Origin of the sequence: Bradyrhizobium manausense, assembly GCF_018130615.1 — a bacterium.
GTDB classification, from domain to species: domain Bacteria; phylum Pseudomonadota; class Alphaproteobacteria; order Rhizobiales; family Xanthobacteraceae; genus Bradyrhizobium; species Bradyrhizobium manausense_A.
Window position 1 is genome coordinate 55,980 of record NZ_JAFCKB010000001.1, and the last position, 25,093, is coordinate 81,072.

The following is a 25,093-nucleotide window of genomic DNA, read 5'->3' on the forward strand; positions in this document are numbered from 1 at the left end:
GAAGTGAATTAGCCTTTCAACTTTTCGGCAAGCGTATGACCGAGGCGCGCCGGCGACGGTGACACTGTAATCCCTGCGGATTTCATCGCGTCGGTCTTGGAACCGGCATCGCCCTTACCGCCCGAGATGATCGCGCCGGCATGGCCCATGCGGCGGCCGGGAGGTGCCGTGACGCCGGCGATGAAACCGACCATCGGCTTCTTGCGGCCGCGCTTGGCCTCGTCCTTCAGGAACTGGGCGGCGTCTTCCTCGGCGGAACCGCCGATCTCACCGATCATGATGATCGACTCGGTCTTGGGGTCGGCCAGGAGCATTTCCAGCACGTCGATGAACTCGGTACCCTTGACCGGGTCGCCGCCGATGCCGACCGCAGTGGTCTGGCCGAGGCCCTCCTGGGAGGTCTGGAACACGGCCTCATAGGTCAGCGTGCCCGAGCGGGAGACGATGCCGACCGAGCCGGTCTTGAAGATGTTGGCGGGCATGATGCCGATCTTGCACTCGCCGGCGGTCATGACGCCCGGGCAGTTCGGCCCGATCAGGCGCGACTTGGAGCCGATCAGCGAGCGCTTCACGCGCACCATGTCGACGACGGGAATGCCCTCGGTGATGCAGACGATCAGCGGGATCTCGGCGTCAATGGCTTCGCAGATCGCATCCGCGGCGCCCGGCGGCGGCACGTAGATCACCGATGCATCCGCACCGGTCTTCTCACGCGCTTCGCGCACGGTGTCGAACACCGGCAGGTTCAGATGGGTCGAGCCGCCTTTGCCGGGCGAGGTGCCGCCGACCATCTTGGTGCCGTAAGCAATCGCAGCCTCGGAATGGAAGGTGCCGTTCTTGCCGGTGAAGCCCTGGCAGATGACCTTGGTGTTCTTGTCGATCAGGATGGACATGAGGTCTGCTTTCGCGAAACTAACAGAGTGAGAGGTCAGTGGATGCGGCGGTAGACGCCGGTGAGCACGTCAGCCCAGCCTTCCGCATCCGGCGAGAACTGAATCTTCAACGAGTAGGAATTGTCGTCGATGATCTCGTAGACGTGGCGCGCATTGCCGCGGAGCGAGCCGCGCACCAGCGTCAGGGTCTTGCCGACCCACCCGCCGGAAGCGGGCGAGGGCGGCGTGTAGCCGAGTGAATCGTACCAGAACAATTTGTAGGTCCGGTCGTCGCGGTCGAAGGTGAAGATGCCGTGGGTGGCGAAGCTCTGCTTGCCCTCGCGCATCTGGACACTGTCCTGGATCAGGTAGAACCCGTTGAGGTCCATGCGCGCGACGACGTGCGACGTGGCCGGCCCGCCTTCCGTCCAGCGCGACGGAAAGACCACCTCTTCACCATTCCATTCGCCGGCGAACGCCGACAGGCGCATGTGCTCGGTGAGCGGAGATGATGCGGAGAGATGGTCCTGGGCCATGGCCTTAGCCTCCCTTGACGGCCTTCACGATCTTCTGCGCGGCGTCGTCGAGATTGTCCGCGGGCACCACGTTCAGGCCGGATTCACGGATGATCTTCTTGCCGAGCTCGACGTTGGTGCCCTCGAGGCGAACCACCAGCGGCACGCCGAGGCCGACCTCGCGCACGGCTGCGGTGACGCCCTCGGCGATCACGTCGCACTTCATGATACCACCGAAGATGTTGACCAGGATGCCCTTCACGTTGGGATCCGCGGTGATGATCTTGAACGCGGCTGCGACCTTCTCCTTGCTGGCGCTGCCGCCGACGTCGAGGAAGTTCGCCGGCGCCATGCCGTAGAGCTTGATGATGTCCATCGTCGCCATGGCGAGACCGGCGCCGTTGACCATGCAGCCGATGTTGCCGTCAAGGGTGACGTAGTTGAGGTCGTACTTGGACGCCTCGATTTCCTTGGCGTCTTCCTCGGTCTCGTCGCGCAGCGCGAGCACCTCAGGGTGGCGGAACAGCGCGTTGTCGTCGAACGACACCTTGGCGTCGAGCACGCGGAGCTGGCCCTGCTTGGTCACGACCAGCGGGTTGATCTCCAGCATCGACATGTCCTTGGCGACGAAGGCCGCGTAGAGCTGCGCGGTGAGCTTCTCAGCCTGCTTGGCGAGATCGCCGGAAAGCTTCAGCGCGTTGGCGACGGTGCGGCCATGGTGTCCCATGATTCCGGTCGCGGGATCGACCGAGAAAGTGACGATCTTCTCGGGCGTGTTGTGCGCGACGTCCTCGATGTTGACGCCGCCTTCGGTCGAGACGACGAAGGAGACGCGCGAGGTCTCGCGGTCGACCAGGATCGAGAGATAGAACTCCTTGTCGATGTCGGAGCCGTCCTCGATGTAGAGGCGGTTGACCTGCTTGCCGGCCGGGCCGGTCTGCACGGTCACCAGCGTGGCGCCGAGCATCTGCTTAGCGAATTCGGAGACTTGCGCGGCGGACTTGGCGATGCGGACGCCGCCCTTGTCGCCGGCTGAAGCTTCCTTGAACTTGCCCTTGCCGCGGCCGCCAGCGTGGATCTGGCTCTTCACCACGTAAACCGGACCGGGAAGAGCCTTGGCGGCAGCTTCCGCGTCGGTGGCCTTAAGGACCGGCACGCCCTTGGAGATCGGGACGCCGAACTCGTTCAGCAGCGCTTTGGCTTGATATTCATGAATATTCATATGGTCGCTCCCTGAACCCGCGGGCGGTGACCCCATGGGCCCACGTCAGTCTTGTGGCTGGCATACCATATACCACAGGAACTGCAACCCGGATTCTTTGACTTCGAGATCTCTGGACTGCCGAACCCGGAACCCGCCAGCCTTCAGTGAGGAATGCAGCGAGGTCCGGAAATGAAACCGCCGAAGACCCGTTTTTGGCCTTCGGCGGGATTGTTTGCCCTTAGCGGCCGAGAAGATCGGGGGCGATCTTCTTGCAGGCGTCCACGAGGCCCTGCACGGCACCGACTGACTTGTCGAAGGCCTCGCGGTCCTTGCCCGCGAGCTCGATCTCGACGACGCGCTCGACACCCTTGGAGCCGATCACAACGGGCACGCCGACATACATGTCCTTCACGCTGTACTCGCCGTTGAGATAGGCGGCGCAGGGCAGCACGCGCTTCTTGTCGCGCAGATAGCTCTCCGCCATCGCGATTGCCGATGCGGCGGGAGCGTAGAACGCCGAGCCGGTCTTGAGCAAATTGACGATCTCGGCGCCGCCGTTGCGGGTGCGGTCGACGATTTCGTCGAGGCGCGCCTGCGAGGTCCAGCCCATCTTGACGAGGTCGGGCAGCGGAATGCCGGCGACGGTGGAGTACTTCACCAGCGGCACCATGGTGTCGCCATGGCCGCCGAGCACGAAGGCGGTGACGTCTTCAACGGAGACGTTGAACTCGTCGGCCAGGAAATAGCGGAAGCGCGCGGAGTCGAGCACGCCGGCCATGCCGACGACCTTCTTGTGCGGCAGGCCCGAGGCCTTCTGCAGCGCCCAGACCATGGCGTCGAGCGGGTTGGTGATGCAGATGACGAACGCGTCGGGGGCGTACTTCTTGATGCCGGCACCGACCTGCTCCATGACCTTGAGGTTGATGGAGAGGAGATCGTCGCGGCTCATGCCGGGCTTGCGCGGCACACCGGCGGTGACGATGCAGACCTTGGCGTTGTCGAGCGCTTCGTAGGAATTGGCGCCGCTGTAATGCGCGTCGAAGCCGTCGACCGGCGAGGACTGCGCGATGTCGAGCGCCTTGCCCTGCGGCACGCCCTCGGCGATGTCGAACATCACGACGTCGCCCAGTTCTTTCAGGCCGATGAGGTGAGCCAGCGTTCCGCCGATCTGACCGGAGCCAATCAAAGCAATCTTGTCGCGCGCCATGTGAACCTGTCCTTTAGACACGTTAAGGAGGGGAAAACTGAGAGGGTGGTTATCCCTTTCGCCTCCGCCGTTCAAGTCGGTGGATGCCCAATTGTCGGGCGTGCCGAGATAGCAGCCAGCATACCGGTCCATCATTCCGGGATGCGCCGACCGGCGCAGGCCCGGAATCCATAACCACCATCGGGAGTATGGATTCCGGGCTCGCGCTTCGCGCGCCCCGAAATGACAGCGCTATCTGAAACAAGAATAGGACTTAAGTCTCCACCAGGCCCTTGGTCGAGCCGCTGGCGGTGGAATCCTTGCGGCCGTGAGCCAGCGCCAGGTAGGATTCCGAGCTCATTTCGATCAGGCGCGACGAGGTCCGCTTGAACTCCATGGCCTCGTTGCCCTCGGTGGCGAGGTAGAGCGAGATCGGGTTGGCGTCGGCGGACGCCATCAGCTTCACGGCATTGTCATAGAGCGTGTCGATCAGCGTGATGAAGCGCTTGGCCGCATTGCGCTGGGAGAAATCCATCACTGGAATATGGTCGACCAGGATGGTGTGATAGTCGTGCGCCAGCCTGAGGTAGTCGGATGCACCGAGCGGCTTCTCGCAGAGATCGGCGAACGAGAACCGCGCGACGCCATGGGCCGAGCACGGCACGTGCAGGATGCGGCCCTTGATCGAAATGTCGCGCGACTTGCACTTGGCGTTGCCGGTCATCTTTGCCCAGGCGCGATTGAGCGCGGCGTCGGCATCGCCGTCCGCCGGCGTCAGCCACATCGGCACGCCCTGAAGCTTCTCCAGCCGGAAGTCGGTGCGCGCGTCGAGCCGCGAGACGTCCATGTGGTCGTTGATCTGCTTGATGAAGGGCAGGAACAGCGCGCGGTTCAACCCGCCCTTGTAGAGATCGTCGGGCGCGACGTTGGAGGTCGCGACCACGACGGTGCCGAGCTCGAACAGCTTTGCAAAAAGGCGCCCGAGGATCATCGCATCCGCGATGTCGGTGACGTGGAATTCGTCGAAGCAGAGCAGCCAGCTTTCCTCGAAGATCGCGTTCGCGGTCAGCGCGATGACGTCGCCATCCGGGATCTGTCCGCGCGCGATGCCCTGGCGATAATCGTAGATGCGCTCGTGCACGTCGGCCATGAATTCATGGAAATGCGCGCGGCGCTTGTGCTCGACGGTTGCGTGCTGGAAGAACAGATCCATCAGCATGGTCTTGCCGCGACCGACCTCGCCGTGGATGTACAGCCCCCGCGGCGCCTCATCCTTGTCATTGTTGCTGAACAGGCGGGCGAGCAGGCCCTGCTTGCGCTGCGGCTTGTAGTTCGCGAGCCGCAGATCCAGCGCGGCATAGGCCTCGGCGACTTCGGCTTGCGCGGCATCGGGCTCGATCGCGCCGGAGGCGATCTGGGCCTGATACGCGTCGCTGAAGGAGGAATTTTGGGTGGAGAGCATCGCCCTTTACCGCCAGAGACCGGCGGAAATTGCAAGCCGTCAAATGGTGCGGGGCGCTATGCGCTTTCTTCTCCCTCGCGCCGTTCTTACGGGGAGAGGGTTGGGGTGAGGGGCCCCTCTCAACGCTTGAGATCGCGGTGAGACCGGTACCCCCTCACCCGGATCGCAAGAGCGATCCGACCTCTCCCCGCAGGCGGGGCGAGGTGAAGAGGGAGCTACTCACACAATTCGTAGGCATCCTCGACCACATACGGGCCGCCACCGGTCGATGCGCGCGACGAGAACAGCACGAAACGTTCGGCCGTGAACGCCTTGCTCGGGAAGTAACCGCGGATCGAGAGATAGTCGGCGACGTCCCGGTCGGTGGCGTCGTGCAGCCGGGCCAGCGTGACATGCGGTATGAACTTGCGTCCCTCCGGATCGAGGCCGATCCGCTGCATCATGCGTTCGAGCTCGGCCTGCAAATCCATCAGCGGCTTGCTCGGCGCGATGGTGGCAACCACCGCGCGCGGCTTGCGGCCGCCGAAGCTTTGCAAGCCCTGCACCTTCACCTCGAACGGCTTGCGGTCGACGCGAAACAACATCGATGCGATCTCGTTGGCAGAGACGCCGTCGATGTCGCCGATGAAGCGCAGGGTGACGTGATAATTTTCGGGATCGATCCAGCGGGCGCCGGGAAGGCCACCTCGCAAATTGGAAAGCGTCTGGCAGACCTCTGCCGGGATTTCCAGACCAGTGAACAAACGCGGCATCGTTTCGCACTCCCGATGCTTGGGCACGATCCCTGGGAAGGATCATATCCAAATTTTAGAGCCGGCGACGAATCATCTGTACTCTAATTCCTATCGCAGTTGTGTGACTCTGCGAAGTGTTGCCGAGGCTACACCGGGAAAACCCCGGGTGTTAGGGTTAGCGTTGCCTGATTTTCAACGGCGCTGCTCGCCGATCGTGCGCACGAATGCCTCCACCGTGGGCAGCAACTTGTTGACGATGATGTCGACGCCTTCGGCGGTCGGGTGAATGCCGTCGGCCTGGTTGAGCCTGGCGTCGGCCGCGACACCGTCGAGGAAGAACGGATAGAGCGGCACGTCGAACTGCTTCGCCAGATCCGGATAAATCGAATTGAAGCGCGCGCCATAGTCGGCGCCGAAATTCGGCGGCGCCAGCATGCCACACAGCATCACCGCGATCTTGCGCGCCTTCAGACGCTGAACGATGTCGGTCAGCGCCGCCCGCGTCAAGTCGGGATCGATGCCGCGCATCGCATCATTGGCGCCGAGCTCGAGGATCACACCCTCAGTTCCATCCGGCACCGACCAGTCGAGCCGGTCGCGGCCGCCGGACGAGGTGTCACCCGACACGCCGGCATTGGTCATGTCGACGGCTATACCTTTGGCCTGCAAGGCTTTTTGCAGCTTGGCCGGAAACGCATCCTGGGCCGGGAGGCCGAGACCGGCACTCAAGGAATCGCCTAAAACGACAAGCTTGATCGGTTTTGTCGTGTCCGCCCAAGCCGGATGGGCGAGCGTCATCAAAGCGAGCATCAACACGGCTATGTGCATGAACAATCCGTAACGCCTCTCGACCGCGCCAGCGGAGTTGCCATATGACCGGACCATGGACAGTCGCATCGAAACCTCTTCGCTCGCCGGCACCGTGCCGGACACCATCGCCATCTCCAACGTCAATCTGTCATTGGGGTCGGGCGCGGCACGCGTTCACATCCTCAAGGATATCAGCTTGCGCGTCGGCTCGGGGGAGACGATCGGCCTGATCGGCCCGTCAGGCTCGGGCAAATCCACGCTGCTGATGGTGATGGCGGGGCTGGAGCGTCCTGATAGCGGAGAGGTGGTAGTCAACGGCACGCCTTTCAATGCCCTCGACGAGGACGCGCTGGCCCGCTTCCGCGGCCGCCAGGTCGGCATCGTCTTCCAGTCCTTCCATCTGATCCCGACCATGACGGCACTGGAGAATGTCGCCGTGCCGCTCGAGCTCGCCGGCAATCCCGACGCCAGCAAGCGCGCGGCCGAGGAGCTGCAATCGGTCGGGCTCGGCGATCGCCTGCATCATTATCCGACGCAACTCTCCGGCGGCGAGCAGCAGCGCGTCGCGCTCGCGCGCGCGCTGGCGCCCGATCCCGCCATCCTCGTCGCCGATGAACCGACCGGCAATCTCGACGAGGCCACCGGCAAGCAGATCGTCGATCTGCTCTTCACCAAGCATGCCGAGCGCGGCATGACGCTGGTGCTGGTCACGCACGATTCCTCGCTCGCGCATCGCTGCGATCGCGTGATCCGGCTGCGCTCGGGCCGCATCGACACGCAGACGACCAAAGCATGAGCATCGCCGTCGAACCGTTTGCGAAGCCGAACGGCATTGCCTTGTCGCTGCGTTATGCCTTGCGCGAATTGCGCGGGGGCCTGCGCGGCTTCTACGTCTTCATCGCCTGCATCGCGCTCGGCGTGATGGCGATTGCCGGCGTCGGCTCGGTCTCGGCGAGCCTGAGCGACGGCCTCGCACGTGAGGGCCGCACGTTGCTCGGCGGCGACGTGTCGTTCGTGTTGTTCCAGCGCGAGGCGAAACCGGAGGAAGTCGCCTTCCTGCGTTCGCGCGGCACGGTCTCGACAGCGGCCACCCTGCGCGGCATGGCGCGCTCGGCCGACGGCAAGCTGGCGCTGGTCGAGATGAAGGCGGTCGACGACACCTATCCGATGCTGGGCCAATTGACGCTGGCGCCGCCGCTGCCGTTGTCCGATCTGCTCGCGGTGCGTGACGGCGCATTCGGCGCGGCCGCCGATCCGACGCTGCTGGCGCGGCTCTCGCTGAAGGTCGGCGACCGCGTCACCATTGGATCTGCGACCTTCCAGATCCGCTCGAGCGTCGAGGCCGAGCCCGACAAGCTCGCCGGCGGCATCGGTTTTGGTCCGCGCTTCCTGATCAGCGAGGCGGCCTTGCGCGCCACCGGCCTGATCCAGCCCGGCAGCCTGGTGCGCTGGGTCTACCGCGTCAAACTGCCTGACACCGCCAACAGCGACCGCGCCACCGACGCTTTCATCGCGGATGCGCGCAACGCCGCGCCGCAGGCCGGCTGGGAGGTCCGCAGCCGCTCCAATGCCTCGCCGCAGCTCGAGCGCAATATCGGCCGCTTCACGCAATTCCTGACCCTGGTCGGCCTCGCGGCGCTCCTCGTCGGCGGTGTCGGCGTCGCCAACGCGGTGAAGAGCCATATCGACCGCCGGCTCGAGGTCATCGCGGCATTCAAGGCCGTGGGCGCGACGGGCCGCGACGTGTTCGGCATCTATCTCGCGCAGGTCGTCCTGCTCGCCGCGATCGGCTCCGTCATTGGCCTCGCGCTCGGCGCGGTGATGCCGTTTGCCATCGTCGGCCTGTTCGGAAAACTGCTGCCGCTGCCGGTGGTGCCGGCCGTGCATGCCGACGAGCTCGCGCTGTCCTTCGTCTACGGCCTCTTGACCGCGCTCGCCTTCGGGCTGTGGCCGCTCGGACGCGTGCATGACGTCCCGGTCGCCGCGCTGTTCCGCGACACCATCAGCTCGGAATGGCATCGCCCGCGCTGGAGCTATCTCGTGTTGATGGCCGTCGTCGTCGCGCTGCTCGTCGCCGTGGTGATCGGACTGTCCTTCGACAAGCGCATCGCCGCGGTGTTCGTGGTCTCCTCCGTCGTCGTGTTCGCAGTGCTGCGCGGCGTCGCCGCCGTGCTGATGGCGATCGCGCGGCGTCTGCCGCGCACGCGCTTCACCATGCTGCGGCTGGCGATCGCCAACATCCACCGGCCGGGCGCGCTGACGCCGTCGGTCGTGCTGTCGCTTGGCCTTGGCCTCGCCGTGCTCGTCACCATCACCCAGATCGACGGCAATCTGCGCCGGCAGTTTCTCGCCGCGCTGCCCGATCGAGCGCCGTCGTTCTACTTCATCGACATTCCGAGCCCGCAGGCCGCCGAGTTCGACGGCTATCTGCGCCAGATCGCCCCTGGTGCGAAGGTCGAGGACGTGCCGATGCTGCGCGGGCGCATCGTCGCCGCCGGCGGGGTGCGCGCCGAAGACCTCAAGCCCACCACCGATTCCGAATGGGTGCTACAAAGCGATCGCGGCCTGACCTATACCGGCGAGCTTCCGAAGGGCTCCAAGGTGGTCGAAGGCGAGTGGTGGCGTGCGGACTATTCCGGACCGCCGCTGGTCTCGATGGAGAAGAAGATCGCCGACGGGCTCGGCCTCAAGCTCGGCGACGAAATCGTCGTCAACGTGCTCGGCCGCGACATCCCGGCGAAAATCGGCAATCTGCGCACCATCGACTGGCAGGGGCTCGGCATCAATTTCGTGCTGGTGTTCTCGCCCAACGCCTTCAAGGGCGCACCGCATACCCACATCGCGACGCTGACCGAAGCCGGCGGGGATGCGTCCGGCGACGGCAAGATCATCAAGCAGGTGGCCGACGCCTTTCCGATGGTGACGAGCGTGCGCGTGCGCGAGGTGATGGAAACCGTCGGCTCGGTCGTGACCAATCTCGCGCTCGCGATTCGCGGCGCCAGCGCCGTGACCCTGATCTCGGCGATCCTGGTGCTCGGCGGTGCGCTCGCCGCCGGCCATCGCCACCGGGTCTATGATGCGGTGATCCTGAAGACGCTCGGCGCCACGCGGCTGCGGCTGCTCGGCGCCTACGCGCTCGAATATCTCCTGATCGGCTTTGCCACCGCCGTCTTCGGCGTGATCGCCGGCAGCATCGCAGCCTGGATGATCGTGACGCGGCTGATGACGCTGACTTTCGTCTGGCAGGCCGGCAGCGCAGCGGGCGTGGTCGCGGCCGCCCTGGTCGTCACGGTCGGGCTTGGGCTCGCCGGCACGCTCCTGGCGTTGAACAAGAAGCCCGCCACGGTGTTGCGGAATTTGTGACAAAAGGTAGCGGTTGGCGGCACTGGATCGAAATCGCACGATTCCTGCGGTTAACCACGTCTGCTTGTCAGGTTCTCGTCAGGAATGCAGGTGGAGGGCGACATTCGGCCGCGCGTGGACGGTTGCAGCGAATGTGTTAGTTTCCCACATATCGGATGGGTTCGGAGCCCCGATTGTTAGCCAAAATTAATGTCGGCAGACATCGGTGCCCGAGATAGAATTTTGACGAACCGGCGGCATGGCGACCCTCGTGCCGGAACCGGACCAACCAACGGGAATTCGACCATGTCGGACCTAGACCGCAATTACGCTTCTCCTTTCGGCCGGGCCGCCGGGCGTGTTGACGCCGCGACGGTCGACGCCGGTCTGCGCGCCTACATGCTGCGCATCTACAATTACATGAGCATTGGCCTCGCCATCACCGGCCTGGCCGCGCTTGGCGTTTACATGGCTGCCGTGACCGACGTTCCGACTCCGGAAGCCGTGCGCGTCGGCAAGCTGTTCCTGACGCCGTTCGGCTACGCGATGTTCGTGAGCCCGCTGAAATATCTGTTCATGCTGGCGCCGCTCGCCATGGTGTTCGTGATCTCGGCCGGCATCAACCGTCTCGCCCCCTCGACCGCCCAGATCCTGTTCTGGGTGTTCTCGGCGCTGATGGGCATCTCGCTGTCCTCGATCTTCCTGGTGTACACGCACACCTCGATCGTGCGGGTGTTCTTCATCACCGCGGCGACCTTCGGTGCGCTCAGCCTCTACGGCTACACCACCAAGCGTGACATGAGCGGCATGGGCTCGTTCCTGTTCATGGGCCTGATCGGCATCATCATCGCGAGCCTGGTCAACCTGTTCCTGGCCAGCACGGCGCTGCAGTTCATCGTCTCGGTGGTCGGCGTGCTGGTGTTCGCGGGCCTCACCGCCTGGGATACGCAGCGGCTGAAGAACGACTACATCTACGGCTACGCTTCGGCCGGCGGTGACATCGCAGAGCGCGCGGCCATCACCGGTGCACTGTCGCTGTACTTGAACTTCATCAACCTGTTCACGCTGCTGCTGCAGCTCCTCGGCCAGCGCGACTAAGCGCAAGACCGGACAGAACGGACACGAACCCCGGCCGCGAGGCCGGGGTTTTTGTTTGGGGGTCTCTGTCATGGCCGGGCTTGTCCCGGGCATCCACGAATTTTTCAGCCACCATGCAGAAGAACGTGGATGGCCGGACGAGCCCGGCCATGACGCATGCGGAAATGGCGTTGCTCACAATAAGGCCCCTGCTAATCTCCCCCCATGTCCGCACCTGAAATCAGGCCCACCCTTGAGGCCGACCTCCCCGCCGTCACCGCCATCTACCAGCAGGCCGTCCGTGAGGGCACCGCAACGTTCGAGCTGGAGCCGCCCGACCTCGCCGAGATGACGCGCCGCTATCGCGCGCTGGTCGATGGCGGCTATCCCTATTTCGTCGCCATCCTCGACGGCCGCGTCGCCGGCTACGCCTATGCCGGCGCCTACCGACCCCGCCCCGCCTACCGCTTCACGGTCGAGAACTCGATCTATCTCGATCCGAGCTTTCACCGCCGCGGCATCGGCTCAAAGCTGCTGGAGCGGCTGATCACCGAATGCGAGGCACGCGGTTTCCGCCAGATGATCGCGGTGATCGGCGATTCCGCCAATGCCGGCTCGATCGGCGTGCACACCAAAGGCGGCTTCAGGATGATCGGCACGCACCCGAATGTCGGCCTGAAATTCGGCCGCTGGCTCGACACGGTGATGATGCAGCGCGATCTCGGCGAGGGCGCGAAGACGGTGCCGGGGAAGTAAAGCACCCGTCATTCCGGGGCGCGCGAAGCGCGAGCCCGGAATCCAGAGGTTATGTGCGCGTATTGCGGAGCGAGATTCCGGGTTGGCGACTTCGTCGCGCCCCGGAATGACGACCGGAGGTCGTCACACCACCGCCAGTTTGCGGTCGATCACCAGCAGCACGCGGTCGAGCTCGTGGCCGCGGCGCAGGATCAGGCCGGTTGCCGAGATCACGCTGTACATGCCCTGTTTGCGGGCGAGCCGCGGATCCTTCTCGATCCGGTAGATCGGCACTTCGGAGGCGCGGCGATAGACCGAGAACACCGCGCGGTCCTTGAGGAAGTCGATGGCATAGTCACGCCACTCGCCGTCGGCGACCATGCGGCCGTACAGATTGAGAATTCGGTTCAGCTCGAGCCGGTTGAACGTCACACCGCTCGGCTGGGCATTCGCAGTGGCAGGGCGCGCCACTGCGCGCTGCTCGCTCGGGTCGGCATCCTCCGACGTCAAACTCATGGGGCGCCTCCTGTCGCATCAGCATGACCGCCTCCGCGAAGACCGTCCCCGGAACCGCGGATCATGACAATTGCATGATTGCGCCAACTGTTCCCCGCCGCAAGAGGCTCTTGATCGGTCCCTTGAAGACCCTCGCCTCGCCGATCCGGTGCGGAGCATGACACACGCAACGGTGGAACTTCTCAGCGGCAAACCGTCACGGGATCGTTAGCAGGAATCACAGGATCGCCGCTTTTCCGCCCATCGCCTGCCGCCCTGCACTGCGAAAAGACCTGTGTGCGTTGACCCGGTCCTTTCGGTTCCGGATTCCTCAGCCCCCAGCCCCCCGGGGTCGGACAGGATCGGGTCTGTACGCGCGACAAGGAGGGCCAACGCGAGTTGGTCCTTTTTTGTTTGTGTCGGGATGTTTCGCACCACCGTCATTGCGGGGCGCACGAAGCGCCCCGGAATGACGAAGACGAGTTTTGCGGAGGCGATCTGAGCGCTTGCTTCAATGCAGCGACGTGTACGCCGCACCGAGCATCGCACCCGGCTTCTCGCGGCTGCCATCCTGGACGTAAACCACCGCGCCGTCGACGCCGTCGCGCGACGTCAAGTTCTCGAGCGGCACGGTCCAGCTTTCCGGATGTCCGTTCCAGTCGCCAACCTTGAGCAGATTGCGCACGACGTTGTGGTAGGTGATCTGCTGTCCGCGGTTCTCGCCGCGGCCGATCTCGATCGGCACCGATTTCGCGATCGAGCAGATCCAGACCTCGCCATGCGAGACTGCCGGCTCCTTGCTCGCGGCCACCGACACGTTGATCTGCTTGCCCGCCAGCGACATCGTCACGGGCACGCTCATGACGCCCATGCCCATATCGGTCTTGCCGATCGCGGTCTCGATGCCGGCGCGATCGCTGCCGATGACATGCGTCGCGCCGTTGACGACGACTTGCGGCGTATAGACCTCGCGGTCACCGCGCATGCGCGAATAGGCGCGCTGCCGGGCCGAGAAACGTGAATCCGCCAGCGTGTCCTTCCAGCCGAGATAGTCCCAATAATCGATCGGCATGCTCAGCGCGATGATCGAGGGATCCTTGGCGAGGTCGCCGATGACCTTGTCGGCGGGCGGGCAGGAGGAGCAGCCCTGGGAGGTGAAGAGTTCGACCACGGCGCGGGGATCGGCCTCGGCGGGACGGATGATGGCGACGATGGCGCAGATACCGAGGGCTCCCGACCAGAGTGCACCGGACCAGCGCGAAATCAGATTAGGAGCCGTCATTGCTGTCATGTCGAACGTCACACATCGTCATTCGTTGGGGAAAGCTTATCGCCTGATGGTCACCGTAGTCTTACGGGGCGCGGCATATTCAACCGTCTCAGCGGGATTTCCGCCGGGCGAGCCCATCTGAAACATGCCGCAAACGCGCGAAGGCGGCCTTGTGATAGGCCGCCTTCGTTTAACCTTCTACTCACGTCGCAGTGAGCCACCGTTCACAAATTCGCGCTTAGGCCGCGAGCTTGCGCAGCACATAGTGCAGGATGCCGCCGTTCCGGTAGTAATCGAGCTCGTCCAGCGTATCGATGCGGCAGAGCAGCGAAACGCGCTGCAACGAACCGTCGCCGGACACGATCTCCGCGGTGAGCTTCTGGCGCGGCTTCAGGTCGCCGACCAGGCCACGCAGCGTGACCTTCTCGTCGCCCTTCAGGCCGAGCGACGACCACGAGGTACCGTCCTCGAAAGTCAGCGGCAGCACGCCCATGCCGACCAGGTTGGAGCGATGGATGCGCTCGAAGCTCTGGCAAATCACGGCGCGCACGCCGAGCAGACGCGTGCCCTTCGCAGCCCAGTCGCGCGAGGAGCCATTGCCGTATTCGGCACCGGCGAACACGACCAGCGGCACCTGCTCCTGCTGATACTTCATCGCAGCGTCGTAGATCGACATCTGCTCGCCGTCGGGCCAGTGCTTGGTCAGACCGCCTTCCGGAATGTTGCCGTCCGCGCCCTTCAGCATGAAGTTCTTGATGCGGATGTTGGCGAAGGTGCCGCGCATCATCACTTCATGATTGCCGCGGCGCGTGCCGTACTGATTGAAGTCGGCAGGACGCACCTGGTGCTCGCTGAGATATTTGCCCGCGGGCGAGGTGAGCTTGATCGAACCGGCCGGCGAGATGTGGTCGGTGGTGATCTTGTCGCCGAACATCGCGAGGATGCGCGCCTCGACGATGTCGGTGACCGGCTCCGGCTCCTTCTTCATGCCTTCGAAGTAGGGCGGGTTCTGCACGTAGGTCGAAGACATGTTCCAGCGATAGGTCTCGCTCTCGACCGTCTTGATCTTGCGCCAGTTGGTGTCGCCCTTGAACACGTCGGCATACTTCTTCTTGAAGATCGACGCGGTCACGAACTTCTTCATGAAGGCGTTGATCTCCTTGGTCGTCGGCCAGATGTCCTTCAGGTACACCGGCTTGCCGTCCTTGCCTTCACCGAGCGGCTCGACGGCGAGGTTCTTGGTGACGCTGCCGGCGAGCGCGTGGGCGACGACCAGCGGCGGCGAGGCGAGATAGTTCGCCTGCACGTCCGGCGAGACGCGGCCTTCGAAGTTGCGGTTGCCGGACAGCACGGCGGCGGCCACGATGCCGTTGTCGTTGATCGACTTCGAGATCTCCTCCGGCAGCGGGCCGGAATTGCCGATGCAGGTGGTGCAGCCGAAGCCGACCAGGTTGAAGCCGACCTTGTCGAGATCTTTCTGCAGACCGGAATCGGCGAGATAGCCCGCGACCACCTGGCTGCCCGGGGCGAGCGAAGTCTTCACCCACGGCTTGGCCTTGAGGCCCTTCGCGGCGGCGTTACGTGCGAGCAGGCCCGCGCCGATCAGCACGCTCGGATTCGAGGTGTTGGTGCAGGACGTGATCGCGGCGATCACGACATCGCCATGGCCGATCTCGAAGTCCTTGCCCTCGACGGCAAAGCGCTTCGCCGGCTCCTCGGCCTTCTTGTACTCCGTGCCGAGTGCGAGCGAAAAACCTTCGGCGACCGACGGCAGCGCGATGCGGCCTTCGGGACGCTTCGGGCCGGCCATCGACGGCACGACGTCGGCGAGGTCGAGCGTCAGCGTTTCCGTGAACACGGGATCAGCCGACTTGGCGGTGCGGAACAGCCCTTGCGCCTTCGCATAGGCCTGCACCAGCGCAACGCGCGGTGCGGCACGGCCGGAGGTCTTGAGATAGTCGATCGCGGCCGCATCAACCGGGAAGAAGCCGCAGGTCGCGCCATATTCGGGCGCCATGTTGGCGATGGTCGCCTTGTCGGCAACCGAGAGGTTGTCGAGGCCGGGGCCGAAGAACTCGACGAACTTGCCGACCACGCCAAGCTTGCGCAGCATCTGCGTGACGGTCAGCACGAGGTCGGTCGCGGTGACGCCTTCCTTCATCGCGCCCTTCAGCTTGAAGCCAACCACATTGGGCAGCAGCATCGACAGCGGCTGGCCGAGCATGCAGGCTTCCGCCTCGATGCCGCCGACGCCCCAACCGAGCACGGCGAGACCGTTGACCATGGTGGTGTGCGAGTCGGTGCCGACGAGCGAGTCCGGATAGGCGACCTCGAAGGTGCCGGTCTTCTTGCCGACCGTCATCTTCTCCTTCTTGGTCCACACCGTCTGGGAGAGATATTCGAGATTGACCTGATGGCAGATGCCGGTGCCGGGCGGCACGACCGAGAAGTTCGAGAACGCCTTCTGGCCCCACTTCAGGAACTCGTAGCGCTCCTGGTTCTGCTTGTACTCTTCAGCGACGTTCTTGCCGAAGGCCTTGTTGTCGCCGAAGAAGTTCACGATCACGGAGTGGTCGATGACGAGATCGACGGGGACCAGCGGGTTGATCTTCTCGGCATCGCCGCCGAGCTTCTGCATCGCGTTGCGCATCGCGGCGAGATCGACCACGGCCGGCACGCCGGTGAAGTCCTGCATCAGCACGCGCGCCGGACGGAAGGCGATCTCATGCTCCAGCGACTTCTTGCGCAGCCACTTCGACACCGCGACGATGTCTTCCTTCTTGACCGAGCGGCCGTCCTCGTTGCGGAGCAGGTTCTCGAGCAGGACCTTCATCGAATAGGGAAGTTTCGAAATTCCCTTCAGACCATTCTTCTCGGCCGTGGGCAGGCTGTAATAGACATAGGTCTTGGCGCCGACCTTGAGGGTCTTTTTGCATTTGAAGCTGTCGAGCGAGGTCATGTAGGAAATCCCAATTGTTAGTTATACCCGGCAAGGGGTATTTTAACACCGTCAGCGATTCCGGCTGGGTCGCTTGCAGGGGCAGGTTGAGTTGCTGCATCAAGTAGTTCCGGGCTTATAGAAGCTTTCTAACCGCGCCGCCACAGCCACAATCGAACCCAGCAAGTCGCGAGCCACAAATTCTGATGCGCTACCCCAAGTTTTCCTGAGGCCCGGCTTTGAACGGTTTGGTACGAGGCAAGATGCAGCTGTCCGGACGCGGGGTCGCTTGCGTGCGCGGCGGGCGCGAGGTTTTTTCCGGGCTCGATTTCGGGGCCGCGTCCGGCGAAGCCGTGGCGGTCGTGGGCCGCAACGGATCGGGCAAGACCTCGCTGTTGCGGCTGATCGCCGGCCTGCTCGTTCCGGCGGGCGGCACGATCGCGCTCGACGGGGGCGATGCCGAGCTGACGCTACCGGAGCAATGCCACTATCTCGGCCACCGCGATGCCCTGAAGCCGGCGCTCAGCGTGGCTGAAAACCTGGCATTCTGGGCTGATTTTCTCGGCGGCGAGCGGCGTGAGGCGGCGGAGAGTCTCGCCACCGTCGGGCTCGACCACGCCACCCATTTGCCCGCGGGCTTCCTATCCGCCGGCCAGCGCCGCCGGCTCTCGCTGGCCCGCCTCTTGACGGTCCGCCGCCCGGTCTGGCTGCTGGACGAGCCGACCAACGCGCTGGACGTCGCCGGCCAGGACATGTTCGGCGGCCTGATGCGGGAGCACCTCGCCCGTGGCGGGATGATCATCGCGGCCACCCATGCGCCGCTGGGGATCGAATCGCGAGAGTTGCGGATCGGGGGGGCGGCATGAGGATCGCGGACCCTCAGTTTTTCGAGCGGCAGAACTGCGCTCTTGCACCCGCGACGAGGTCATCGCCGCGGGCTCCCTTGCCTCTCCCGCTCGCGGGAGAGGTCGGCGCACAGCGCCGGGTCAGGGTTCTCTCCTCCGCGGGAGTCTTCGTTGTCGAGACACCCTCTCCCCAACCCTCCCCCGCAAGCGGGGGAGCGAGCGCAGCATGCCTGTGGGACGAGCCGGGCTTTCATGTCTACCCCGCGGAAAGGCCCCCCCAATGACCGCCCTCTCCGCCCTGATCCGCCGGGACATCCGGATCGCGCTCCGCGTCGGCGGTGGGGCGCTGATCGGTGTGCTGTTTTTCCTGACCGTGGTCGTTCTGATGCCGTTCGCGGTCGGACCGGACCTGGCGCTGCTGTCGCGGCTCGGACCTGCGATCCTCTGGCTTGGCGCGCTGCTGGCGAGCCTGCTGACGCTGGATCGCCTGTTCATGGCCGACCACGAAGACGGCTCGCTCGATTTGATCACGATGAGCCGGACGCCGCTGGAGCTGGCCTGCGCCGCCAAGGCGCTGGCGCATTGGCTGGCCGCGGGCCTGCCGCTGATTGTCGCAACCCCCGTGCTCGGCCTGCTGCTCAACCTCGACATGGTCGCAACCGGCGCGGTGGCGCTGACGCTTTTGGCGGGCACGCCTGCGCTGACATTTACCGGGATGATCGGCGCGGCGCTGGCGGTGACGCTGCATCGCGGCGGGCTGTTGATGGCCGTGCTGGTGCTGCCGCTGTCGATTCCCGTGCTGATTTTCGGCGTCGCGGCCTCGCAGGCCGTGATCGTCGGCCCCATGACGTTCGGCGCACCGTTCTCGATCCTCTGCGCGCTGTCGCTGGTCAGCCTCGTGATCGGTCCGTTCGCGGCGGCCGCGAGCCTGAAGCATGGACTGGACTGAAATGGGCCGGTTGCCTTGACCCCGATCAACTTTCGCTGCGCGCTTTCATGCTGATTGCGTGAGCAGCTCCCGGTGATTATCAGGATACCATGTCGCTGATCGACCTCGCCAACCCCACAAGGTTCCTCGCGCTCTCAGCGCGGGTGCTGCCCTGGCTCGCGGCTGCGACCGTCGTCCTGCTCGCGATCGGCCTCTATCAAACTGCGCTTGCGCCCGACGATTATCAGCAGGGCGCGACCGTGAAGATCATGTTCATCCACGTGCCCAATGCGTGGCTGTCGATGTTCGTCTGGGGCGTGATGAGCATGGCCTCGCTCGGCACCCTGGTGTGGCGACATCCGCTCGCCGACGTCGCCGCCAAAGCCGCCGCACCGATCGGCGCAGCCTTCACCTTCCTGGCGCTGCTGACGGGCTCGCTGTGGGGCCGGCCGATGTGGGGCACCTATTGGGAATGGGATGCGCGGCTGACCTCGGTGCTGATCCTGTTCCTGATGTATCTCGGCCTGATGGCGCTTTGGCGCGCGGTCGAAGACCCCTCGCGCGCGGCGCGTGCCGCGGCGGTGCTGACGCTGGTCGGCGCGCTCAATCTTCCCATCATCAAATTCTCGGTCGACTGGTGGAACACGCTGCATCAGCCGGCCTCGGTGATGCGCATGGGCGGCTCGACGCTCGACAAATCGTTCCTGATTCCGCTGCTGGTGATGGCCGTCGCATTCACGCTGCTGTTCGTCACGCTTCATTTGGCCGCCATGCGCAACGAGATTTTGCGCCGGCGCGTGCGCTCCTTGCAGATGATGCAGGCGAGCCGCGTCGCGTTTTCCAGCGAAGTGGGGACCGGTTCGCATCAAGAGAACGCTTCAAAAGGGGCTGCATGATCATGTCGCTCGGTCCCTATGCGTCCTTCATCGTGACGTCCTATGTTGCGGCAGCCATCGTGGTCGTGCTCCTGATCGGCTGGATCGTGCTCGACTATCGCAACCAGACGGAGCGTTTGCGCGAGCTCGAGCGCAGCGGCATCACCCGCCGCTCGGGCCGCAGCGCAACGGACACACCATGAGCGATCAATCGACCTCCGCGACGGCGCCGCGCCGCACCTTTCTGATGGTGCTGCCGCTGCTCGCCTTCCTCGGGCTTGCCGTGCTGTTCTGGTTCAAGCTCGGCAACGGCGATCCCTCGCGGATTCCCTCGGCGCTGATCGGGAGGCCGGCGCCGCAGACCAATTTGCCACCGCTCGAGGGGTTGCAGGCCGAGAGCGCGCAAGTGCCGGGTCTCGACCCTGCTGCCTTCAAGGGCAAGGTCAGCCTCGTCAACGTCTGGGCCTCCTGGTGCGTCCCGTGCCATGACGAGGCGCCGCTGTTGACGGAGCTCGCCAAGGACAAGCGCTTCCAGCTCGTCGGCATCAATTACAAGGACACGCCCGACAACGCGCGGCGCTTCCTCGGGCGCTACGGCAACCCGTTCGGCCGCGTCGGCACCGACGCCAATGGCCGCGCCTCGATCGAATGGGGCGTCTATGGCGTGCCGGAGACGTTCGTCGTCGGCCGCGAAGGCACGATCGTCTACAAGCTCGTCGGCCCGATCACGCCGGACAATCTCAAAGCCGTGCTCATGCCCGAGCTCGACAAGGCGCTCAAAGCAGGAAGCTGACCACGGCGCGGACAAGCTCCTCCGCGGCCTGAGCTCAGCAAAATTATCGCGGCGTTTGATCCGTGTTGCCTGCCAGCAAGCCGGCCACGACATCCCAGCCCTTCTCGAACATGTGGCCGACCTTGTGACCAAAGGAATGGTCCGGACGCAACCGCGGCGATTCCAGAATGTGCGTCAGGTGCCGGTGATCGCCCGGAATGGTGCTGATCTCCGCGTCGACGGCGGCCTGGACGGCGCTCATCAGGTCATCCAGCTGCCGGGCCCAGTCGGATCCTTTGAGCTCGATCTGAGTTCTTAGCGCCTCCTCGATCCGGTAGATCTCACCAACGATCTCCCTGGCCCGTACCGGACGATTGTTCCTGAGCGCGAAGAGCAAGAGGAGGTGCTTCTCCTCGATCTGATCGATCACCATCGAAACCGCAATCGCGAAGGGGGACGCCGCGATTCGCGCCGCAGCCCTGTCGTCGGCCGGAGCGGTCGCGACGGACAGCAGCTCCCAAGGAGCTTCCAGACGCCTTGCGACGATCGTGAGCGCGAACGGCACGGCATCGATGCTCTTGGCCTTGAGCGCGCTCAGGAGGCCGAGGACCTTGGAAAGGCTGGCGCCCTCGAGCCGGGCAATCTTCGGCGCGAGCGCACCGCCAAAATCCTCGAGCTCCCGCTGCATGTCGAGGTAGCGCAGCATCTTCTTCAGATCGTCGAACGTCGCATGCGAGCTGGTATAGGCCATCAACCCATCGCGAATGCTGGCGGCCCCGTCGGCAGAGCCAAGCAGGCCGTTGAGAGAGATCAAGACCTTCTTCTGGAACGCGCGGGCCATCTGCCGCGCCTCGCCCTGCCTGTCGGCAGAGATGACATCCTTCGCATCGGCGATGTAGTCGGCGGCCATGCTGCGCAGCAATTGCTCCGTCACAAGGCTCCAGATCGGAGCCAGTGATCCTCGGGCGATCTGGCCGCGATTGGCCCGCTCCGGCGCCCTGTCCACCAGGACCGGCTCGATCGGCTCGAAGAAGTAGCGTGAGGGATTTCCGACGCGATAATGATTCTGGCCGGTGTTACGGAACTCGGCACGCAGCGCCGCGATCAACGGCTCGGAATGCGGAATATCCTCGCCGAGGAGATGCAGCCGTTCCAGCTCGGCCAGCAGGCGGCATCGGACCTGCGGAGCGAGCTGCCGAAGATACTGAACCAGGTGTTCAGCAGTCTGGTCCTGTTTTGCGCTCACCACCGGGTCCTCCGGCGTGCCCTGCTCGGGTCTACGGGCTCAATCCGCAGATCGGATCGCGATCCACTTCACGACGGAAGGCTATCGCCTGCGGCCTTTCAGGCAAGGTAAAGAGCTGAACAATCTCAGCTTGCGGTTAGGGAGCGATGAAGAATCCGACCGGCAGCGATCAACAGAGCACACGAAGTGCACGTCAGCGTGAATACGCTTTGGTCGCGGCAGCCCGGGCCGGAGCTGGCGTCACCCTTTCCTGACGTCTCCCGCCTCGGCCTCGCTGGTCTCCAGCGACACCGGCTCGACACCATAGCGCTTCGTCAGCGGCATCTGGGCGATGGCGAAGATCATGGTCAGCGGGGTCACGCCGAACACCTTGAAGTTCACCCAGAAGTCCGTGCTCTGGGTGCGCCAGACCACCTCGTTCAACACCGCCATGCCGGCGAAGAACAGCGCCCAGCGCAGCGTGAGGATGCGCCAGCCCTGCGGGGTCAGGTTGAACATCTGGTCGAACATCACGGCGATGAAGGAGCGGCCGAACAGCAGGCCGCCGCCGAGGATCGCGGCGAACAGGCCGTAGATGATGGTCGGCTTGACCTTGATGAAGGTCTCGTCGTGCAGCACCAGGGTCAGCGTGCCGAACACCAGCACGATCACGCCGGTGACGATCGCCATGATCGGAATGTGGCGCGTCACCACATAGGAGGCGATCATCGCCGCCACGATCGCAACCATGAAGGCGCCGGTTGCGGCGAACAGATTGAACTTCGCGTTGACGAAGAAGAACACGAGCAGCGGACCGAGCTCGGTCGCAAGCTTGAACAGCGGATGCGGCTGGGTCTTGTCCATTCTCTAGCTTTCGATTCCGGCGATCGCGCGGGCAAAATCGCGCGCGGTGAACGGCGCGAGATCGTCGACGCCTTCGCCGACGCCGATGAAATGCACCGGCAGTTTGAATTTTTCCGCGAGCGCCACCAGAATGCCGCCGCGCGCGGTGCCGTCGAGCTTGGTCATGACGAGACCGGTCACGCCCGCCGTGCGGTGAAAGGCCTCGACCTGCGAGAGCGCGTTCTGGCCGACGGTGGCATCGAGCACGAGTAGCACTGCATGCGGCGCCGAAGCGTCGACCTTTCGGATGACGCGCACGACCTTCTCGAGCTCGTTCATCAGCTCGGCCTTGTTCTGCAGGCGACCGGCGGTGTCGATCAAGAGCACGTCGATGGCCTGCTCTTTCGCCGCGGTCAGCGCATTGAAAGCAAGGCTTGCCGAGTCCGAGCCCTGCGCGCCTGATATCACGGGCGTCCTGGTGCGCTCGCCCCAGACCTTGAGCTGCTCGATCGCAGCGGCGCGAAACGTGTCGCCGGCGGCCAGCATCACCTTGCGGCCTTCGGAGGCGAATTTTTGCGAGAGCTTGCCGATGGTCGTGGTCTTGCCGGAGCCGTTGACGCCGACCACGAGGATCACGAACGGCCTCTTGGCGGTATCGATCTCGAGCGGCTTGGCCACCGGCGCCAGCACCTTCTCGACCTCGGTCGCGACCACGTCCTTGACCTCGTCGGCCGAGATCGCCTTGTCGTAGCGCCCGGTGCCGACGGCGTCCGCGATCCGCACCGCGACCTGTGTGCCGAGGTCGGCGCGCAGCAGCACGTCCTCGATGTCGTCGAGCATGGCGCGGTCGAGCTTGCGCTTGGTGACGAGATCGGCAACCGCGGTCCCGAGCGAGGACGAGGTCCGCTTCAGTCCGTTGGACAGGCGGCGCCACCAGCTCAGCTTGGGGGGATCTGACGTGGTATCGTTCATGGCGGGGGTGTGTTAGCCGTTCCGGCCCCCAAACGAAAGTCTTGTCCGAAAGTCTTGCAATTGCTCGATGTTCCCGAATTGACCGCTGAGGAGATTTTAGGCCGCGTGCTTCATCGCGACGGCCTGATGCTGGTCATCAACAAGCCGGCCGGCCTGCCGGTGCATCGCGGCCCCAAGGGCGGCGCCAATCTGGAGGATTCCTTCGACGCGCTCCGGTTCGGCCTGCCGCGGCCGCCGGTGCTGGCCCACCGGCTGGACAAGGACACCTCCGGCTGCCTCGTGCTCGGCCGCCATCGCAAGGCCACCGCTTCGCTCGGCCTCCTCTTCAAGCACGGCAAGATCGGCAAGACCTACTGGACCGTGGTCGAGGGCGGCCCGGCCGAAGGCGAAGGCACCATCGACATGCCCCTCGGCCGGCTCAATGCCGAGCGCGGCTGGTGGCAGAAGCCCGATCCCGAGGGGCAGAAGGCCATCACAAACTGGAAGGTGATGGGGCGGGGCGAGGGTTTCACCTGGCTCGCCATGGAACCGGTGACCGGCCGGACTCACCAATTGCGGGTGCATTCGTCCGCGACCGGCTGGCCGATCTTCGGCGATAACATTTACGGCAACGGCCCGCGCTTCGGCGAGCCGAAACTGCATCTGCATTCCCGCGAGATCGTGGTGCCGATCTCCCGGAACAAGGAGCCGGTCCGCGTCGTGGCACCGGCCCCGCCCCACATGCACGAAAAGCTCCGCGCCTGCGGGTGGCATGGGGAATAGTCTTTTAGACCCTCAGGGTGAGGGTCATAGCGCCATGGTTTACGAAACATTCAGGGCTCGTCGCTAATGATCGCGGTTGCTTAGAACAAGCCTCCCATCCGCTCAGGACGAGCAACGCGTCATGTCCACGGCCGAGCTATCGATCATCGACGAGGTCGAGTCCGCAATCCGGACCGGCTCGCCGGAAAAGGGCCTGGAGACCGCCCGACGCGTCACCGACCTCTTCCTGTCCTCCGCCGGAAGCTTCAACGACGAGCAGATCGCGCTGTTTGACGACGTGCTCGAGCGCCTGATCGGAACCATCGAGCTGCGCGCCATCGCCGACATGGGCGCACGCGTTGCGCTCGCCGAGATCAGCGCCCAGCTCGCACCGATCGCACAGGCGCCGCCGTCCGTGATCCGCCGTCTCGCCAACAATGACGAGATCCGCATCGCCGGTCCCGTACTGCAGGAATCCGCGCGCCTCGACGACGGCGAGCTGGTGAAAATCGCCTCCAACAAAAGCGAGCCGCATCTGCTTGCGGTCGCCGGGCGTTGGTGGCTGAAGGAGATCGTCACCGACGCGCTGCTGGCGCGGCGCTATCCCAGCGTCAACCGGCGTCTCGCCGCCAATCCGGGCGCGCGCATGTCGGGAAAGGGATTCACGATCATCGTCGGTCAGGCCGAGAGCGATCCCGAGCTCGCGGTGAGCATCGGCGTCCGCGTCGACCTGCCGTCGGATCTGCGCCGCCGATTGCTGCGCTCCGCAACTGACGCCGTTCGCACCCGCCTGCTGTCGCGTGCGCCGCCCGATCTATTCGAGGAAATCCAGAGCGCGATCGCCGCGGTCACCGTCGGCGTCGAGCGCGAGATGTCGGGCGTCCGTGACTTCGAGGGTGCCAAGCGGGCGATCGCGAATCTCAAAGCGGCCGGCCAGCTCAACGAGGCAACGCTGCTCGGCTTCGCCAGGCAGCGGCGCTATGAAGAGGCCGTGGCCGCACTGGCGGCACTGTCCGGCTCGACCATCGAGGTGATCCGCCCCCTGATGCAGAGCCTGCGCGAAGACGGCCTGCTGGTGCCGTGCAAGGCGGCACAGCTCAGTTGGGAAACCACGGTCGCCGTGCTCGAAAGCCGTTTCGCCAGCGGCGCGATGAAGCCGGCCGATCTTGCGCGAGCGCAAAGCAATTTTGCGCGCATGACGTCGGAGAACGCGCTGCGCACGCTGCGCTTCTGGCAGGTGCGGGCGTCGTAG

At 64.6% G+C, this 25,093-nt stretch carries 24 protein-coding genes; 11 read left to right on the forward strand and 13 right to left on the reverse strand.

Annotated features, from left to right (window positions below; genetic code table 11):
• Nucleotides 1–8: 8 nt before the first annotated feature.
• The 7 genes from sucD to JQ587_RS00275 all read right to left on the reverse strand — a co-directional run bounded on the left by sucD (nt 9) and on the right by JQ587_RS00275 (nt 6,801).
• A complete protein-coding gene (gene sucD / locus JQ587_RS00245) occupies nt 9–893 on the reverse strand; it encodes a succinate--CoA ligase subunit alpha (protein ID WP_212303161.1) in 885 nt (294 codons plus the stop codon).
• 35 nt (nt 894–928) lie between these two features.
• Complete coding sequence (locus tag JQ587_RS00250) at nt 929–1,408, reverse strand: DUF1579 family protein (RefSeq protein WP_212303162.1); 480 nt, start codon at nt 1,406–1,408, stop codon at nt 929–931.
• Between the two features lie 4 nt (nt 1,409–1,412).
• A complete protein-coding gene (sucC, locus tag JQ587_RS00255; RefSeq protein WP_212424077.1) occupies nt 1,413–2,609 on the reverse strand; it encodes an ADP-forming succinate--CoA ligase subunit beta in 1,197 nt (398 codons plus the stop codon).
• Between the two features lie 220 nt (nt 2,610–2,829).
• A complete protein-coding gene (gene mdh / locus JQ587_RS00260; protein ID WP_091893088.1) occupies nt 2,830–3,798 on the reverse strand; it encodes a malate dehydrogenase in 969 nt (322 codons plus the stop codon).
• Nucleotides 3,799–4,051: 253 nt separating this feature from the next.
• Nucleotides 4,052–5,239: a cell division protein ZapE gene (gene zapE / locus JQ587_RS00265; protein WP_212303164.1), complete on the reverse strand. Its 1,188-nt coding sequence runs from the start codon at nt 5,237–5,239 to the stop codon at nt 4,052–4,054.
• A 215-nt stretch (nt 5,240–5,454) separates the two neighbouring features.
• Entirely contained in the window at nt 5,455–5,991 is a 537-nt protein-coding gene (gene thpR / locus JQ587_RS00270; RefSeq protein WP_212303165.1) for an RNA 2',3'-cyclic phosphodiesterase, read from the reverse strand.
• 174 nt (nt 5,992–6,165) lie between these two features.
• A complete protein-coding gene (locus tag JQ587_RS00275; protein WP_212303166.1) occupies nt 6,166–6,801 on the reverse strand; it encodes an arylesterase in 636 nt (211 codons plus the stop codon).
• 55 nt (nt 6,802–6,856) lie between these two features.
• On the opposite strand from JQ587_RS00275, the gene JQ587_RS00280 reads away from it, so the two are divergent.
• The 4 genes from JQ587_RS00280 to JQ587_RS00295 all read left to right on the forward strand — a co-directional run bounded on the left by JQ587_RS00280 (nt 6,857) and on the right by JQ587_RS00295 (nt 11,958).
• On the forward strand, nt 6,857–7,579 hold the full coding sequence (locus JQ587_RS00280; protein WP_212303167.1) for an ABC transporter ATP-binding protein: 723 nt from the start codon (nt 6,857–6,859) through the stop codon (nt 7,577–7,579).
• The gene (locus tag JQ587_RS00285) at nt 7,576–10,146 is read left to right on the forward strand and encodes an ABC transporter permease (protein ID WP_212424078.1); all 2,571 of its coding nucleotides are present in this window, start codon (nt 7,576–7,578) and stop codon (nt 10,144–10,146) included. The genes JQ587_RS00280 and JQ587_RS00285 overlap by 4 nt, the downstream gene beginning before the upstream one ends.
• 285 nt (nt 10,147–10,431) lie before the next feature.
• Nucleotides 10,432–11,223 (forward strand): Bax inhibitor-1/YccA family protein, encoded by a 792-nt coding sequence (locus tag JQ587_RS00290; RefSeq protein ID WP_188104580.1) that lies wholly within the window; start codon nt 10,432–10,434, stop codon nt 11,221–11,223.
• Between the two features lie 204 nt (nt 11,224–11,427).
• Nucleotides 11,428–11,958 carry a GNAT family N-acetyltransferase gene (locus JQ587_RS00295; RefSeq protein WP_212424079.1) on the forward strand — a complete coding sequence of 177 codons (531 nt, stop codon included), beginning with the start codon at nt 11,428–11,430 and terminating at the stop codon, nt 11,956–11,958.
• 123 nt (nt 11,959–12,081) lie between these two features.
• On the opposite strand, the gene JQ587_RS00300 is transcribed toward JQ587_RS00295, so the two are convergent.
• The 3 genes from JQ587_RS00300 to acnA form a co-directional block, all read right to left on the reverse strand.
• Nucleotides 12,082–12,453, reverse strand: coding sequence for a DUF2794 domain-containing protein (locus JQ587_RS00300; RefSeq protein WP_212424080.1), 372 nt, complete (start codon nt 12,451–12,453; stop codon nt 12,082–12,084).
• Between the two features lie 490 nt (nt 12,454–12,943).
• On the reverse strand, nt 12,944–13,723 hold the full coding sequence (locus tag JQ587_RS00305; protein ID WP_212303171.1) for a DUF1223 domain-containing protein: 780 nt from the start codon (nt 13,721–13,723) through the stop codon (nt 12,944–12,946).
• 217 nt (nt 13,724–13,940) lie between these two features.
• Nucleotides 13,941–16,661, reverse strand: a complete 2,721-nt coding sequence (acnA, locus tag JQ587_RS00310; protein ID WP_212424081.1) for an aconitate hydratase AcnA — start codon at nt 16,659–16,661, stop codon at nt 13,941–13,943.
• Nucleotides 16,662–16,903: 242 nt separating this feature from the next.
• Here acnA and ccmA point away from each other — a divergent pair, with 242 nt between their 5' ends.
• From ccmA to JQ587_RS00335, 5 genes are all read left to right on the forward strand, one after another.
• Nucleotides 16,904–17,506 (forward strand): heme ABC exporter ATP-binding protein CcmA, encoded by a 603-nt coding sequence (ccmA, locus tag JQ587_RS00315; protein ID WP_212303173.1) that lies wholly within the window; start codon nt 16,904–16,906, stop codon nt 17,504–17,506.
• Between the two features lie 259 nt (nt 17,507–17,765).
• Nucleotides 17,766–18,434 (forward strand): heme exporter protein CcmB, encoded by a 669-nt coding sequence (gene ccmB / locus JQ587_RS00320; RefSeq protein WP_007598845.1) that lies wholly within the window; start codon nt 17,766–17,768, stop codon nt 18,432–18,434.
• Between the two features lie 89 nt (nt 18,435–18,523).
• Nucleotides 18,524–19,309, forward strand: a complete 786-nt coding sequence (locus tag JQ587_RS00325) for a heme ABC transporter permease (protein ID WP_212424082.1) — start codon at nt 18,524–18,526, stop codon at nt 19,307–19,309.
• Nucleotides 19,306–19,491 carry a heme exporter protein CcmD gene (gene ccmD / locus JQ587_RS00330; RefSeq protein ID WP_212303176.1) on the forward strand — a complete coding sequence of 62 codons (186 nt, stop codon included), beginning with the start codon at nt 19,306–19,308 and terminating at the stop codon, nt 19,489–19,491. The genes JQ587_RS00325 and ccmD overlap by 4 nt, the downstream gene beginning before the upstream one ends.
• The gene (locus JQ587_RS00335; protein WP_212303177.1) at nt 19,488–20,081 is read left to right on the forward strand and encodes a DsbE family thiol:disulfide interchange protein; all 594 of its coding nucleotides are present in this window, start codon (nt 19,488–19,490) and stop codon (nt 20,079–20,081) included. Before ccmD ends, JQ587_RS00335 begins: the two co-directional genes overlap by 4 nt.
• A gap of 43 nt (nt 20,082–20,124) precedes the next feature.
• Here JQ587_RS00335 and JQ587_RS00340 read toward each other — a convergent pair whose 3' ends face one another.
• From JQ587_RS00340 to ftsY, 3 genes are all read right to left on the reverse strand, one after another.
• Nucleotides 20,125–21,306: a hypothetical protein gene (locus JQ587_RS00340; RefSeq protein ID WP_212303178.1), complete on the reverse strand. Its 1,182-nt coding sequence runs from the start codon at nt 21,304–21,306 to the stop codon at nt 20,125–20,127.
• A 240-nt stretch (nt 21,307–21,546) separates the two neighbouring features.
• Nucleotides 21,547–22,149 carry a septation protein A gene (locus JQ587_RS00345; protein WP_212303179.1) on the reverse strand — a complete coding sequence of 201 codons (603 nt, stop codon included), beginning with the start codon at nt 22,147–22,149 and terminating at the stop codon, nt 21,547–21,549.
• A 3-nt stretch (nt 22,150–22,152) separates the two neighbouring features.
• Complete coding sequence (gene ftsY, locus JQ587_RS00350) at nt 22,153–23,100, reverse strand: signal recognition particle-docking protein FtsY (protein WP_212424083.1); 948 nt, start codon at nt 23,098–23,100, stop codon at nt 22,153–22,155.
• A 60-nt stretch (nt 23,101–23,160) separates the two neighbouring features.
• On the opposite strand from ftsY, the gene JQ587_RS00355 reads away from it, so the two are divergent.
• A complete protein-coding gene (locus JQ587_RS00355; RefSeq protein WP_212424084.1) occupies nt 23,161–23,862 on the forward strand; it encodes an RluA family pseudouridine synthase in 702 nt (233 codons plus the stop codon).
• A 121-nt stretch (nt 23,863–23,983) separates the two neighbouring features.
• Entirely contained in the window at nt 23,984–25,093 is a 1,110-nt protein-coding gene (locus JQ587_RS00360; RefSeq protein ID WP_212424085.1) for a DUF2336 domain-containing protein, read from the forward strand.

Bases quoted from the DNA above. Each gene is read 5' to 3' on its own strand.
- ftsY (WP_212424083.1), bottom strand. From the start codon at position 23,100: ATGAACGATACCACGTCAGATCCCCCCAAGCTGAGCTGGTGGCGCCGC.
- JQ587_RS00300 (WP_212424080.1), bottom strand. From the start codon at position 12,453: ATGAGTTTGACGTCGGAGGATGCCGACCCGAGCGAGCAGCGCGCAGTG.
- ccmA (WP_212303173.1), top strand. From the start codon at position 16,904: ATGCAGCTGTCCGGACGCGGGGTCGCTTGCGTGCGCGGCGGGCGCGAG.
- sucD (WP_212303161.1), bottom strand. From the start codon at position 893: ATGTCCATCCTGATCGACAAGAACACCAAGGTCATCTGCCAGGGCTTC.
- JQ587_RS00250 (WP_212303162.1), bottom strand. From the start codon at position 1,408: ATGGCCCAGGACCATCTCTCCGCATCATCTCCGCTCACCGAGCACATG.
- sucC (WP_212424077.1), bottom strand. From the start codon at position 2,609: ATGAATATTCATGAATATCAAGCCAAAGCGCTGCTGAACGAGTTCGGC.
- thpR (WP_212303165.1), bottom strand. From the start codon at position 5,991: ATGCCGCGTTTGTTCACTGGTCTGGAAATCCCGGCAGAGGTCTGCCAG.
- JQ587_RS00325 (WP_212424082.1), top strand. From the start codon at position 18,524: ATGTCGCTGATCGACCTCGCCAACCCCACAAGGTTCCTCGCGCTCTCA.
- JQ587_RS00295 (WP_212424079.1), top strand. From the start codon at position 11,428: ATGTCCGCACCTGAAATCAGGCCCACCCTTGAGGCCGACCTCCCCGCC.
- JQ587_RS00345 (WP_212303179.1), bottom strand. From the start codon at position 22,149: ATGGACAAGACCCAGCCGCATCCGCTGTTCAAGCTTGCGACCGAGCTC.
- ccmD (WP_212303176.1), top strand. From the start codon at position 19,306: ATGATCATGTCGCTCGGTCCCTATGCGTCCTTCATCGTGACGTCCTAT.
- JQ587_RS00285 (WP_212424078.1), top strand. From the start codon at position 7,576: ATGAGCATCGCCGTCGAACCGTTTGCGAAGCCGAACGGCATTGCCTTG.
- acnA (WP_212424081.1), bottom strand. From the start codon at position 16,661: ATGACCTCGCTCGACAGCTTCAAATGCAAAAAGACCCTCAAGGTCGGC.
- ccmB (WP_007598845.1), top strand. From the start codon at position 17,766: ATGACCGCCCTCTCCGCCCTGATCCGCCGGGACATCCGGATCGCGCTC.
- JQ587_RS00275 (WP_212303166.1), bottom strand. From the start codon at position 6,801: ATGCACATAGCCGTGTTGATGCTCGCTTTGATGACGCTCGCCCATCCG.
- JQ587_RS00280 (WP_212303167.1), top strand. From the start codon at position 6,857: ATGGACAGTCGCATCGAAACCTCTTCGCTCGCCGGCACCGTGCCGGAC.
- JQ587_RS00360 (WP_212424085.1), top strand. From the start codon at position 23,984: ATGTCCACGGCCGAGCTATCGATCATCGACGAGGTCGAGTCCGCAATC.
- JQ587_RS00305 (WP_212303171.1), bottom strand. From the start codon at position 13,723: ATGACAGCAATGACGGCTCCTAATCTGATTTCGCGCTGGTCCGGTGCA.
- JQ587_RS00335 (WP_212303177.1), top strand. From the start codon at position 19,488: ATGAGCGATCAATCGACCTCCGCGACGGCGCCGCGCCGCACCTTTCTG.
- zapE (WP_212303164.1), bottom strand. From the start codon at position 5,239: ATGCTCTCCACCCAAAATTCCTCCTTCAGCGACGCGTATCAGGCCCAG.
- mdh (WP_091893088.1), bottom strand. From the start codon at position 3,798: ATGGCGCGCGACAAGATTGCTTTGATTGGCTCCGGTCAGATCGGCGGA.
- JQ587_RS00290 (WP_188104580.1), top strand. From the start codon at position 10,432: ATGTCGGACCTAGACCGCAATTACGCTTCTCCTTTCGGCCGGGCCGCC.